This is a genomic window from Streptomyces sp. NPDC031340, from assembly GCF_055569945.1.
In genome coordinates this window covers 77,802-90,114 of record NZ_JBVIIE010000021.1, presented here as the reverse complement: position 1 = coordinate 90,114, position 12,313 = coordinate 77,802, and the positions used below count along the sequence as shown (strand labels likewise).

At 70.2% G+C, this 12,313-nt stretch carries 12 protein-coding genes, 3 tRNA genes and 1 pseudogene; 8 read left to right on the top strand and 8 right to left on the bottom strand.

What is annotated here, in order from left to right; genetic code table 11:
- Window positions 1-157 precede the first annotated feature (157 nt).
- Together ACZ5GT_RS18555 and ACZ5GT_RS18550 are read left to right on the top strand one after the other, a co-directional pair.
- Window positions 158-1,255 carry a Leu/Phe/Val dehydrogenase gene (locus ACZ5GT_RS18555; RefSeq protein WP_469024649.1) on the top strand — a complete coding sequence of 366 codons (1,098 nt, stop codon included), beginning with the start codon at window positions 158-160 and terminating at the stop codon, window positions 1,253-1,255.
- A 297-nt stretch (window positions 1,256-1,552) separates the two neighbouring features.
- Window positions 1,553-1,810 carry a DUF3073 domain-containing protein gene (locus ACZ5GT_RS18550; RefSeq protein WP_469024644.1) on the top strand — a complete coding sequence of 86 codons (258 nt, stop codon included), beginning with the start codon at window positions 1,553-1,555 and terminating at the stop codon, window positions 1,808-1,810.
- A gap of 67 nt (window positions 1,811-1,877) precedes the next feature.
- Here ACZ5GT_RS18550 and purM read toward each other — a convergent pair whose 3' ends face one another.
- From purM to purS, 7 genes are all read right to left on the bottom strand, one after another.
- Complete coding sequence (gene purM, locus ACZ5GT_RS18545) at window positions 1,878-2,945, bottom strand: phosphoribosylformylglycinamidine cyclo-ligase (protein ID WP_469024638.1); 1,068 nt, start codon at window positions 2,943-2,945, stop codon at window positions 1,878-1,880.
- 47 nt (window positions 2,946-2,992) lie between these two features.
- Entirely contained in the window at window positions 2,993-4,522 is a 1,530-nt protein-coding gene (purF, locus tag ACZ5GT_RS18540) for an amidophosphoribosyltransferase (protein ID WP_469024631.1), read from the bottom strand.
- A gap of 61 nt (window positions 4,523-4,583) precedes the next feature.
- On the bottom strand, window positions 4,584-4,988 hold the full coding sequence (locus ACZ5GT_RS18535) for an META domain-containing protein (protein ID WP_469024624.1): 405 nt from the start codon (window positions 4,986-4,988) through the stop codon (window positions 4,584-4,586).
- Between the two features lie 36 nt (window positions 4,989-5,024).
- On the bottom strand, window positions 5,025-5,822 hold the full coding sequence (locus ACZ5GT_RS18530; RefSeq protein ID WP_469024619.1) for a maleylpyruvate isomerase family mycothiol-dependent enzyme: 798 nt from the start codon (window positions 5,820-5,822) through the stop codon (window positions 5,025-5,027).
- A 249-nt stretch (window positions 5,823-6,071) separates the two neighbouring features.
- Window positions 6,072-8,330, bottom strand: a complete 2,259-nt coding sequence (gene purL, locus ACZ5GT_RS18525; RefSeq protein WP_469024616.1) for a phosphoribosylformylglycinamidine synthase subunit PurL — start codon at window positions 8,328-8,330, stop codon at window positions 6,072-6,074.
- Entirely contained in the window at window positions 8,327-9,007 is a 681-nt protein-coding gene (gene purQ, locus ACZ5GT_RS18520) for a phosphoribosylformylglycinamidine synthase subunit PurQ (RefSeq protein WP_469024611.1), read from the bottom strand. Before purQ ends, purL begins: the two co-directional genes overlap by 4 nt.
- Window positions 9,004-9,267, bottom strand: a complete 264-nt coding sequence (gene purS, locus ACZ5GT_RS18515; protein WP_007383088.1) for a phosphoribosylformylglycinamidine synthase subunit PurS — start codon at window positions 9,265-9,267, stop codon at window positions 9,004-9,006. Before purS ends, purQ begins: the two co-directional genes overlap by 4 nt.
- Before the next feature lie 347 nt (window positions 9,268-9,614).
- Between purS and ACZ5GT_RS18510 the strand changes: the two genes are divergently transcribed.
- The 6 genes and pseudogenes from ACZ5GT_RS18510 (at window position 9,615) to ACZ5GT_RS18485 (ending at window position 11,326) form a co-directional block, all read left to right on the top strand.
- Window positions 9,615-9,932: a histone-like nucleoid-structuring protein Lsr2 gene (locus tag ACZ5GT_RS18510; protein ID WP_324783071.1), complete on the top strand. Its 318-nt coding sequence runs from the start codon at window positions 9,615-9,617 to the stop codon at window positions 9,930-9,932.
- 122 nt (window positions 9,933-10,054) lie between these two features.
- Window positions 10,055-10,126: transfer RNA gene (locus ACZ5GT_RS18505), tRNA-Gly, on the top strand.
- An 80-nt stretch (window positions 10,127-10,206) separates the two neighbouring features.
- A tRNA-Gly gene (locus ACZ5GT_RS18500) sits at window positions 10,207-10,282 on the top strand.
- A 58-nt stretch (window positions 10,283-10,340) separates the two neighbouring features.
- Window positions 10,341-10,616: pseudogene (locus tag ACZ5GT_RS18495) on the top strand (ATP-binding protein); the annotation flags it as partial.
- Window positions 10,613-11,227 carry a response regulator gene (locus ACZ5GT_RS18490; RefSeq protein WP_469024606.1) on the top strand — a complete coding sequence of 205 codons (615 nt, stop codon included), beginning with the start codon at window positions 10,613-10,615 and terminating at the stop codon, window positions 11,225-11,227. The pseudogene ACZ5GT_RS18495 and the gene ACZ5GT_RS18490, both read left to right, overlap by 4 nt.
- A 23-nt stretch (window positions 11,228-11,250) precedes the next feature.
- Window positions 11,251-11,326, top strand: a tRNA-Gly gene (locus ACZ5GT_RS18485).
- 46 nt (window positions 11,327-11,372) lie between these two features.
- Here the strand turns inward: ACZ5GT_RS18485 and ACZ5GT_RS18480 are convergent.
- Window positions 11,373-12,272, bottom strand: coding sequence for a phosphoribosylaminoimidazolesuccinocarboxamide synthase (locus tag ACZ5GT_RS18480; RefSeq protein WP_469024603.1), 900 nt, complete (start codon window positions 12,270-12,272; stop codon window positions 11,373-11,375).
- Window positions 12,273-12,313: the final 41 nt, after the last annotated feature.

The following is a 12,313-nucleotide window of genomic DNA, read 5'->3' as shown; positions in this document are numbered from 1 at the left end:
CCTCCAAATCGTCGCACGTCCGTACTCTGCCAGGGGAAGATCCCCGGCGGTGCGCGGCGCAGGTGCGCGGGCAGGCTCTAATCTCATGCTCACAGCAGCGCCCACCACCCCAGGGGAGCTGCTCTCCAACCGCCGCTACTCTCCAGGAGTCACCACAGTGACCGACGTAACCGGCGCACCTGCTGATGTACTGCAGACCCTGTTCCACTCGGACCAGGGCGGTCATGAGCAAGTCGTGCTCTGCCAGGACCGCGCCAGCGGCCTGAAGGCCGTCATCGCCATCCACTCCACCGCGCTGGGCCCCGCGCTCGGCGGCACCCGGTTCTACCCGTACGCCACCGAGGCGGAGGCCGTCGCCGACGCGCTGAACCTCGCGCGCGGCATGTCGTACAAGAACGCCATGGCCGGTCTCGACCACGGTGGCGGCAAGGCCGTGATCATCGGCGATCCGGAGCGGGTCAAGACCGAGGAGCTGCTGCTGGCCTACGGCCGGTTCGTCGCCTCCCTCGGCGGGCGGTACGTCACCGCGTGCGACGTCGGCACCTACGTCGCCGACATGGACGTCGTGGCGCAGGAGTGCCGCTGGACGACCGGGCGGTCCCCGGAGAACGGCGGCGCCGGCGACTCCTCGGTGCTGACCGCGTTCGGTGTCTACCAGGGCATGCGCGCCTCCGCCCAGCACCTGTGGGGCGACCCGTCGCTGCGCGGCCGCAGGGTCGGCATCGCCGGCGTCGGCAAGGTCGGCCACCACCTGGTGACCCACCTGCTGGACGAGGGCGCCGAGGTCGTGATCACCGACGTGCGCGAGGAGGCCGTGCGGCGCATCCTCGAGGCGCACCCGGCGGGCGTGAGCGCGGTCGCCGACACGAACGCGCTGATCCGCGTCGAGGGCCTGGACGTCTACGCCCCGTGCGCGCTGGGCGGGGCGCTGAACGACGTCAGCGTGCCCGTGCTGACCGCCGCGGTGGTCTGCGGCGCCGCCAACAACCAGCTCGCCCATCCGGGCGTCGAGAAGGACCTCGCCGACCGCGGGATCCTCTACGCGCCGGACTACGTGGTGAACGCCGGCGGCGTCATCCAGGTCGCCGACGAGCTGCACGGCTTCGACTTCGACCGGTGCAAGGCGAAGGCGGCGAAGATCTTCGACACCACGCTCGCAATCTTCGCTCGTGCGAAGGAGGACGGTATTCCGCCGGCCGCGGCGGCCGACCGGATCGCCGAGCAGCGGATGGCGGAGGGCCGCCGGGGCCTCTGATACGGGGCCGTCCGGCGGGTTTGGCCGGTACCCGCCGACGGACACTTGGAGAGAACTCTCACGTTCGTCGGCGGGTCGACCTCCGATAAGTGGTTAAAATCGCGGTTGACCAGCGAGGACGGGGCGCCTCGAAGGTCCTGTGCACACGCGCGGGGTGCGGGCGACGTACCGTATGGGCGTGGGCTCAGGTACCGTGGAAGCCCTACGGACCGGCCTCTCCACGGAGAGTCCGTTCCGGATCATGAACGCGTGTCAGACTCTGGGGCCGTCGAGCCCCGTCGTTGAGGGGGTCGAGCCATGGGGCGCGGCCGGGCCAAGGCCAAGCAGACGAAGGTCGCCCGCCAGCTGAAGTACAACAGCGGTGGGACGGACCTCTCACGCCTGGCCGAGGAGCTGGGCGCATCGACGTCGAACCAGTCGCCGCCGAACGGCGACCGTTTCGAGGACGATGAGCATGACGACGACGACCTGTACTCACGTTACGCCGACCTCTATGAGGACGACGACGAGGAGGACGAGGACAGCCAGTCCTCACAGCATCGTCGCGGCGCTTGACCTTGTACTGAGCACACCCGGTCGGTGACTCCGGTCACCGACCGGGTTCTGTGCTGCCCACAAGGCCTCAGCCCGCGTAGTCCCCGACCAGTGCGGCACCGGTGGGGTGCTCACCCCTGTCCGTGATCTCGCCGGCGACCCAGGCGTTCACCCCGCGGTCGGCCAGCGCGGTCAGGGCCACGTCCGCCGACTCCTCGGGCACGATCGCGATCATGCCGACGCCCATGTTCAGGGTCTTCTCCAGCTCCAGGCGTTCCACCTGGCCGGTCCTGCCGACCAGGTCGAAGACCGGGGCGGGGGTCCAGGTGGAGCGGTCGACGACCGCGTGCAGCCCGTCCGGGATCACGCGCGCCAGGTTGGCGGCCAGGCCGCCGCCGGTGACGTGGCTGAACGCGTGCACGTCCGCGGTGCGGATCAGGGCCAGGCAGTCCAGCGAGTAGATCTTGGTGGGCTCCAGCAGCTCCTCGCCGAGCGTGCGGCCGAGCTCCTCGACGTGCGCGTCCAGCGAGAGTCCGGCCTGGTTCAGCAGCACGTGGCGGACCAGCGAGTACCCGTTCGAGTGAAGCCCGGAGGCCGCCATGGCGATCACCGTGTCACCCTCGCGGATACGGTCCGCGCCGAGGAGCCGGTCGGCCTCCACCACGCCCGTACCGGCGCCGGCGACGTCGAAGTCGTCCTCGCCCAGCAGGCCGGGGTGTTCGGCCGTCTCGCCGCCGATGAGGGCGCAGCCGGCCAGCACGCAGCCCTCCGCGATGCCCTTGACGATGGCGGCGACCCGCTCGGGGTGGACCTTGCCGACGCAGATGTAGTCGGTCATGAACAGCGGCTCGGCGCCGCACACCACGATGTCGTCCATGACCATGGCGACCAGGTCGTGGCCGATGGTGTCGTAGACGCCGAGCTGGCGGGCGATGTCGACCTTCGTGCCGACGCCGTCCGTGGCGGAGGCGAGCAGGGGACGCTCGTAGCGCTTGAGGGCGGAGGCGTCGAAGAGGCCGGCGAAGCCGCCGATGCCGCCGAGGACCTCGGGGCGCCGGGTCTTCTTCACCCACTCCTTCATCAGCTCGACGGCGCGGTCGCCCGCCTCGATGTCGACGCCCGCCGCTGCGTAGCTGGCACCAGTTGTCTCAGACATGGCGATGAGGACTTTCGTGTCGTACGGCAGGTGGAACGGGCCGTCGGTTACGGACGGCGGATCGCGTCGGTGGCCGCCGTGGCGGCGGTCCCGGCGGCCAGCTCGGTCTCCAGCAGCTGCTTGCCGAGCAGCTCCGGGTCCGGAAGGTCCATCGGGTACTCGCCGTCGAAGCAGGCGCGGCACAGGTTCGGCTTGGCGATGGTGGTCGCCTCGATCATGCCGTCGATGGAGATGTAGGCCAGGGAGTCGGCGCCGAGGGAGGTGCCGATCTCGTCGATCGTCATGCCGTTGGCGATGAGCTCGGCGCGGGTGGCGAAGTCGATGCCGAAGAAGCAGGGCCACTTCACGGGCGGCGAGGAGATCCGGATGTGGACCTCGGCGGCGCCCGCCTCGCGGAGCATGCGCACCAGGGCCCGCTGGGTGTTGCCGCGGACGATGGAGTCGTCGACGACGACCATGCGCTTGCCCTTGATGACTTCCTTCAGCGGGTTCAGCTTCAGCCGGATGCCGAGCTGCCGGATGGTCTGCGAGGGCTGGATGAAGGTCCGGCCGACGTAGGCGTTCTTCACCAGGCCGGCGCCGAAGGGGATGCCGGATGCCTCGGCGTAGCCGATGGCGGCCGGGGTGCCGGACTCCGGGGTCGCTATGACCAGATCGGCCTCGACCGGGGCTTCCTTGGCCAGCTTGCGGCCCATCTCGACCCGGGAGAGGTAGACGTTCCGGCCGGCGATGTCGGTGTCCGGGCGGGCCAGGTACACGTACTCGAAGACACAGCCCTTGGGCTTCGCATCCGCGAATCGCGAGGTGCGCAGGCCGTTCTCGTCGACGGCGACGAACTCGCCCGGCTCGATCTCCCGGACGAAGCTGGCGCCGCAGATGTCGAGGGCGGCGGTCTCGGAGGCGACGACCCAGCCGCGCTCCAGCCGGCCGAGGACCAGCGGGCGGATGCCCTGTGGGTCGCGGGCGGCGTAGAGGGTGTGCTCGTCCATGAAGACGAGCGAGAAGGCGCCCTTGACCTGCGGGAGGACGGCGTGGGCCGCCTCCTCGATGGTCAGCGGCTTGCCGTCCTCGTCGACCTGGGCCGCGAGCAGCGCGGTGAGCAGGTCGGTGTCGTTGGTGGCCGCTACCCGGGTCGAACGGCCGCCGGGGTCCTTGGGCAGGTCGGCGACCATCTCGGCGAGCTGCGCCGTGTTGACCAGGTTGCCGTTGTGGCCGAGCGCGATGGAACCGTGCCCGGTGGCGCGGAACGTCGGCTGGGCGTTCTCCCACACGGAGGCCCCGGTGGTCGAGTAGCGGGCGTGTCCGACCGCGATGTGACCCTGGAGCGAACCGAGCGAGGTCTCGTCGAAGACCTGGGACACCAGGCCCATGTCCTTGAAGACGAGGATCTGGGAGCCGTTGCTGACCGCGATTCCCGCGGACTCCTGGCCCCGATGCTGGAGGGCGTAGAGCCCGAAGTACGTGAGCTTTGCGACCTCTTCACCCGGAGCCCAGACACCGAAGACGCCACACGCGTCCTGGGGGCCTTTCTCACCGGGGAGCAGATCGTGATTGAGTCGACCGTCACCACGTGGCACGCCACCGAGTGTAGGCGAGATCGACCACTGGTCCGAATTCGGGTTACTCGCCGGTAGCGGATCAGTCTTCCGCGACGGCCCGGACGGTCGTGCCATTTTCGCTGGTCAGAGTGAGGGTGCCGTGATCCACTCGATAACTCACCGGGCCGCCGAAGAGACGCAGCAGCCTCCGTTCGATGCGCATGAGTGAGGCGTCGCACATCATTCGGGTGCTGACCGGACGACCCAGCGTGACGCGGTCGTCACGAACGGTGGCGGTGGCGCTGAAGCGGTTGCAGCCGAGCCGGCCGCCGACCCTGCCGGTGTGCTGGTCGAGGACGAGGTACGCCCGCCCATGGCTGGGGGGCGAGGTGACGGTCCACCTGGTGCCGTAGAGCGGGGTGGCCGCCGGGCTGCCGCAGGCCATCACGAGCGGGACGAGCGCCGCGACGGCCGCCAGTGTCATGCGCTGCTTGTGCCTGTTCATGCCGGTTTGACGGAACGCGGGAGGGGATCGGTTCCCTCACGACATCAGGGGCAGCAGTCCGCTCAGGTCGGCCCTCTCCCCGCTCGCGCTGAGCTCGGCCGCGTCGAGCGCGTCCCGCCACGCCACCCGGCCGGTGGCGAGCCGGATCCAGGTCAGCGGGTCGGTCTCGACGACGTTGGGCGGGGTGCCGCGGGTGTGCCGGGGCCCCTCGACGCACTGCACGACGGCGTACGGCGGGATGCGCACCTCGGTCGAGCCGCCGGGGGCCTTCGCGGCGAGCGCGTCGGCGAGCAGGCGCGTGCAGGCCGCGAGGGCCTGGCGGTCGTAGGGGATGCCGAGGCCCGGCACGGCGGCGTTCAGGTCGTCGGTGTGGACGACGAGCTCGACGGTGCGGGTGACCAGGTAATCGGCGAGTGTCATGGCGCCCGTCCGGGCGGCGAGCAGGCGGTCGCCGGGGGCGGCGGCGAGGGCCTCGGCGAGGCGCTCGCCGGTGCGGGCGTAGAGGGCGTCCAGGTCGGGGTGGGCGGCGGCCAGCTCGCGGGTGCCGTCGGCGATGTCGGCGGCCCGGGCGGCGGTGGCGAAGGGCCACTCGGTGAGCGTGAGCTCCGCCTTGGCCGGCTCCTCGCGTTCGAGGTTGCGGCTGACCGTCTCCAGCGCCATGGTCAGGTGCGCGGCGAGGTCACGGACGGTCCACCCGCCGAGCCGCGTGGGACCGGCCAACTGCTCGGGGGTGAGGGTGCGCACGGCCTGCCGTACGTTGCCGAACTGGGCGAGGACGGCGGCGCGGATCTTGACGGGGTCGTAGACGCGGGCACGCTTCTTGGCCGGTGACATGTCCGGGAGCCTAGGGCCTGTCCGGCGGATCCTGCCGGACAGGCCCTGGCCGGCGGGCGCGGCCGCCACGCCCGCACGGTGACGGCCGCCGCGCGGGAGACGTGGTGCCAGCCCCGCACCGGAGGGCGACGCGGCAGCGGCAGGCCCGTGCCGGAGAGCGCGGCGGTGGCCCGGTGCCGGGGCGCGTCACATGGCGAAGGCCCCGCCGGAACCTTCGGTCCTGATCGGCGGGGCCTTCGTCCGACGGGCTCAGGCGAGCAGCGCCGGGATGGTGGCCTCGTGGGCCTCGCGCAGCTCGCTCAGGGACAGCTCGAAGGCGCCCTGGAGCTCGACCGTGTCGCCGTCCACGACACCGATGCGGGTGGCCGGCAGGCCGCGCGCGCCGCACATGTCGTTGAAGCGGACCTCTTCCGAGCGCGGCACGGCGACGATCGCGCGCCCCGCCGACTCCGAGAAGCAGAGGGTGAACGCGTCCAGCCCGTCCGGCACGACCAGCCGAGCGCCCTTGCCGCCGAGCAGCGCCGACTCCACGACCGCCTGGATCAGGCCGCCGTCGGACAGGTCGTGCGCGGAGTCGATCATGCCGTCGCGGGAGGCGGAGATCAGGATCTCGGCCAGCAGCTTCTCCCGCTCCAGGTCGACCTTCGGGGGCAGGCCGCCGAGGTGGTCGTGGATGACCTGGGACCAGGCCGAGCCGCTGAACTCCTCGCGGGTGTCGCCGAGGAGGTACAGCAGCTGGCCCTCCTCCTGGAAGGCGACCGGGGTGCGGCGGGCGACGTCGTCGATGACGCCGAGGACCGCGACCACCGGGGTCGGGTGGATGGCGGCCTCGCCGGTCTGGTTGTAGAGCGAGACGTTGCCGCCGGTCACCGGGGTGCCGAGCTGCAGGCAGCCGTCGGCGAGACCGCGCACGGCCTCCGCGAACTGCCACATGACCGCCGGGTCCTCGGGCGAGCCGAAGTTCAGGCAGTCGGAGACCGCGAGGGGCTTGGCGCCGGTCGTCGCCACGTTCCGGTAGGCCTCGGCGAGGGCCAGCTGCGCGCCCGTGTACGGGTCGAGCTTGGCGTACCGGCCGTTGCCGTCGGTCGCGATGGCGACACCGAGGCCGGTGGCCTCGTCGACGCGGATCATGCCGGAGTCCTCGGGCTGGGCGAGGACGGTGTTGCCCTGCACGAAGTGGTCGTACTGCGAGGTGATCCACTTCTTGGAGGCCTGGTTGGGGGAGGACACCAGCTTCAGGACCTGGTCCTTCAGCTCCTCACCGGTCGCCGGCCGCGGCAGCTTGTTCGCGTCGTCGGCCTGGAGCTCGTCCTGCCAGGACGGGCGGGCGTACGGACGCTCGTAGACCGGGCCCTCGTGGGCGACGGTGCGCGGGTCGACGTCGACGATCTTGCCGCCGTGCCAGTAGATCTCCAGGCGGTCGCCGTCGGTCACCTCACCGATGACGGTGGCGATGACGTCCCACTTGTCGCAGATCTCCAGGAACCGGTCGACCTTCTCCGGCTCCACGACCGCGCACATGCGCTCCTGCGACTCGCTCATGAGGATCTCCTCGGGCGAGAGCGTGGAGTCGCGCAGGGGCACGTCGTCCAGGGTGACGCGCATGCCGCCGGAGCCGTTGGAGGCGAGCTCGGAGGTCGCGCAGGACAGGCCGGCCGCGCCGAGGTCCTGGATGCCGACGACCAGCTTCTCGGCGAAGGCCTCCAGGGTGCACTCGATGAGCAGCTTCTCCTGGAAGGGGTCGCCGACCTGGACCGCGGGGCGCTTCGACGGCTTGGCGTCATCGAAGGTCTCGCTGGCCAGGATCGAGGCGCCGCCGATGCCGTCGCCGCCGGTCCGGGCGCCGTACAGGATGACCTTGTTGCCCGCGCCGGACGCCTTCGCGAGGTGGATGTCCTCGTGCCGCATGACGCCGATGGCGCCCGCGTTGACCAGCGGGTTGCCCTGGTAGCAGGCGTCGAAGACGACCTCGCCGCCGATGTTGGGCAGGCCCAGGCAGTTGCCGTAGCCGCCGATGCCGGCGACCACGCCGGGCAGGACGCGCTTGGTGTCGGGGTGGTCCGCGGCGCCGAACCGCAGCGGGTCGACGACCGCGACCGGGCGGGCGCCCATCGCGATGATGTCGCGCACGATGCCGCCGACGCCGGTGGCCGCGCCCTGGTAGGGCTCCACGTAGGAGGGGTGGTTGTGCGACTCGACCTTGAAGGTGACCGCGTAGCCCTGGCCGACGTCGACGACGCCGGCGTTCTCGCCGATGCCGACGAGGAGCGCGTCGGACTGGGGGGCCTTCTCGCCGAACTGGCGGAGGTGCACCTTCGAGGACTTGTAGCTGCAGTGCTCGGACCACATGACGGAGTACATGGCGAGCTCGGCGCCGGTGGGCCGGCGGCCGAGGATCTCCACGATCCGCTCGTACTCGTCCTTCTTCAGACCGAGTTCGGCCCAGGGCAGCTCGACGTCGGGGGTCGCGGCCGCGTGCTCGACCGTGTCCAGAGGCGTCCTGCTCATGCGGTGACCAGCTTCTTGAGGATCGAGGTGAAGAAGGGAAGGCCGTCGGTGCGGCCACTGCCGATCAGCGGCTCGACGGCGTGCTCGGGGTGCGGCATGAGGCCGACGACGTTCCCGGCCTCGTTGCTGATGCCGGCGATGTCCCGGAGCGAGCCGTTCGGGTTGAAGTCGAGGTAGCGGAAGGCGACGCGCCCCTCGGCCTCCAGCTTGTCGAGGGTGTACTCGTCGGCGACGTACCGGCCGTCCATGTTCTTCAGCGGGATGTGGATCTCCTGGCCCTGCTCGTAGTCGCTGGTCCAGGAGGTGCCCGCGTTCTCCACCCGCAGTTTCTGGTCGCGGCAGATGAAGTGCAGGTGGTCGTTGCCGAGCATCGCGCCGGGCAGCAGGTGGGCCTCGGTGAGGATCTGGAAGCCGTTGCAGATGCCGAGGACCGGCAGTCCGGCCTTCGCCTGCTCGACGAGGGGCTCCATCACCGGGGAGAAACGGGCGATCGCGCCGGCCCGCAGATAGTCGCCGTAGGAGAAGCCTCCGCACAGCACGACGGCGTCGACCTGGTGGAGGTTCTTGTCCTTGTGCCACAGGGCCACCGGTTCGGCGCCCGCGAGACGGATCGCGCGCTGCGTGTCCCGGTCGTCGAGGCTGCCCGGGAAAGTGACGACGCCAATACGAGCGGTCACTTCGCGGCCTCCGCGACTTCCTCCACCTTGACGGTGAAGTCCTCGATCACGGTGTTGGCGAGGAAGGATTCCGCAAGATCGTGGATACGGGCGAGCGCGGCCTCGTCGACCGGCCCGTCAACTTCCAGTTCGAATCGCTTTCCCTGACGTACGTCCGAGATGCCGTCGAAACCCAGGCGCGGCAGCGCACGCTGGACCGCCTGGCCCTGGGGGTCGAGGATCTCCGGCTTGAGCATGACGTCGACTACGACGCGTGCCACTGGCACTCCCGGTGTGTGGTGCTGAGCAGGTTCCTTCAGACTACCCGCACAAAATTTCTACGCGGGTAGAGTTGTAGGAAACTACGTGACGGCAGTCACTGCCCCGCCCCTGAGGGGGGGTCCACCGCGAAAAGTTCACGGAAAGATCCCGCATCCTCGCCCGCTTCCCTATTGCGCCGGGACACGCGGGAAGATTTAGTCGGGCTTCACAATGCATTGCCGGGCACTGTACAAATGAAATACCAATAGCCGATACTTTGCCCATTAACTGGCGGACAGTCGGCGCCTTGAGCGACGTCGTGGCACGTCATCGCAGATACAGGTGCCGCACGAAGGGACCGATATTCGTGGCGCAGAAGGTCGTGGTCACTCTCTTTGACGACATCGACGGCTCGGAAGCGGCGGAGACGATCGCCTTCGGACTCGACGGCAAGTCGTACGAGATCGACCTGAACCAAGCCAACGCAGAGAAACTACGCACGGCCCTCGAGCCGTACGTGGCGGCCGGACGCAAGCGGTCGAAGTCCGGCAAGGCGTACCGGGAGACCGAGGTCGCTCCCGACCCGGCGGCCGTCCGGGCCTGGGCCCAGGCCCACAAGATGGACGTCCCGGCCCGCGGCCGCATCCCCAAGAAGGTCTACGAGGCGTTCAGCGCCGCGCAGTGACGCCGGCCGGCGGCCGGCCACCGGCCCCTCGGCGGAACCGACTTGCGCTCCACCCCTCCTGATCAGCTAGAGTCTGGAGCACGCCGAGGGGCGAGGCCGAAAGGCCGGACCCACTCAGTCACGCGGGTGTAGTTCAGTAGCAGAACATCCCCCTTCCAGGGGGAAGGCGCAGTGTGCAATTCCTGTCACCCGCTCTGCACCGCCGGTCCTGAGCACTGTTGTGGATCAGGTAGGCTGGTGCTCGCGCCGATCGGTGGGAGCCGGTCGGAAGCACGCGGACGTAGCTCAGTTGGTAGAGCGCAACCTTGCCAAGGTTGAGGTCGCGAGTTCGAGCCTCGTCGTCCGCTCCAGAGAAACCCCGGTCGTCATGACCGGGGTTTTTTCGTGTGCCGCGATCGCGGACCCGGGCGCCGTCTGACAGAGGCCGATCTCGGCGTGGAACTCCTCGGTGCCCAGGGCGTGTTGACGGCGGCCGGGATCGACTGCCAGGTCACCGCGGACACCGCCGGGCTGCGGGAACGGCTGGCGGCGGTGGACGGGACGCTGGAGGCGGGGCCGGTGGAGGCGGACGGGTTCAGGGTGGTGGCCGAGGTGCCGTTGGCCGCCGTGGATCATGCGGCTTCTGCGGCTGCTTCTGGAGCCGCAGAAGCTTCCGGAGCGCAGGCGAGCGAGGTCGTGTCATGAGTGCTCCGGTACGCCTGTTGCTCGCCGACGACGAGCATCTGATCCGGGGCGCCCTGGCCGCGCTGCTCGCGCTGGAGGACGACCTCCTGGTCGTCGCGGAGGCGGCCACCGGCCCGGAGGCGCTGGCGATGGCGCGGGCCCACGCCCCCGATGTGGCGGTCCTGGATCTGCAGATGCCGGGCGCCGACGGTGTGAAGGTCGCCACAGCTCTGCGTGCCGAACTGCCCGGCTGTCAGGTGCTGATCGTCACCGGTCACGGGCGGCCCGGGCATCTGAAACGGGCCCTTGCGGCGGGTGTGCGGGGATTCGTGCCCAAGACGGTCAGTGCGCAGCGGCTCGCCGAGATCATCCGTACCGTGCACGCCGGGAACCGCTACGTCGACCCGGAGTTGGCCGCCGACGCGATCTCCGCCGGTGACTCGCCGCTGACCGCGCGGGAAGCGGAGGTGCTGGAGCTGGCCGCCGACGGGGCACCGGTCGCGGAGATCGCCGAACGCGCCGCGCTGTCGCCGGGCACCGTGCGGAACTACCTCTCCTCGGCCGCGACGAAGCTGGGGGCGGAGAACCGGCACACGGCGGTGCGTCTCGCCCGGGAGCGAGGTTGGGTATAGTTGCTGTCGCGCCACGGCGCAAGGCGGACGTAGCTCAGTTGGTAGAGCGCAACCTTGCCAAGGTTGAGGTCGCGAGTTCGAGCCTCGTCGTCCGCTCCACGAAAAGGCCCCCGGTTTCCCGGGGGCCTTTCGCGTCATGTCCGGCTCAGCTCCAGGTCATGCCCGTCAGGCGCTCGTACGCCTCGACGTACTTCGCGCGGGTCGCGTCCACGATGTGCTGCGGCAGCGCGGGCGGCGGCTGCTCGCTCCCACGGTCCCAGCCCGACTCCGGCGAGGTCAGCCAGTCACGCACGAACTGCTTGTCGTACGACACCTGCGAGCGTCCCGGCTGCCACTGGTCGGCCGGCCAGAACCGCGACGAGTCCGGGGTGAGCACCTCGTCGGCGATGACGAGGGTCTCGCCCTCGAAGCCGAACTCGAACTTGGTGTCCGCCAGGATGATCCCGCGGTCGCGGGCGATGTCGCGGGCGCGGGAGTACACCGCGAGGGTCACCTGACGCAGCTGCGCGGCGGTGTCCGCGCCGACCTGCCGGGCGACCTCCTCGTAGGAGACGTTCTCGTCGTGGTCGCCGACCGCCGCCTTGGTGGCCGGGGTGAAGATCGGGGCGGGCAACTCGCTGCCGTCGACCAGGCCCTCGGGGAGGGCGAGTCCGCAGACCGTGCGGGACTCGTTGTACTCGGCGAGGCCCGAGCCGGTGAGGTAGCCGCGGGCCACGCACTCCACCGGGACCATCTGGAGCGACTTGCAGACCAGGGTGCGGCCCGCCCAGTCGGCGGGTGCTCCGGCGGGCAGCTCGGTGCTCAGGACGTGGTTGGGGACCAGGTCGGCGAGCTGGTCGAACCACCACAGGGAGAGCTGGGTGAGGATGCGGCCCTTGTCGGGGATCTCCGTGGGCAGCACCCAGTCGTAGGCGGACGTACGGTCGCTGGCGACCATCACGAGGTCGCCGGCCTCGTTCTGGTACAGGTCGCGCACCTTCCCGGTGTGCAAGTGCACCAGGCCCGGCACCTGAAGGGGCTCGGGCTTTTCGACGAATCCGGACACGGTTCCTCCCCGTGGTGATGTCCAAGTGGCTCGATTCTCCC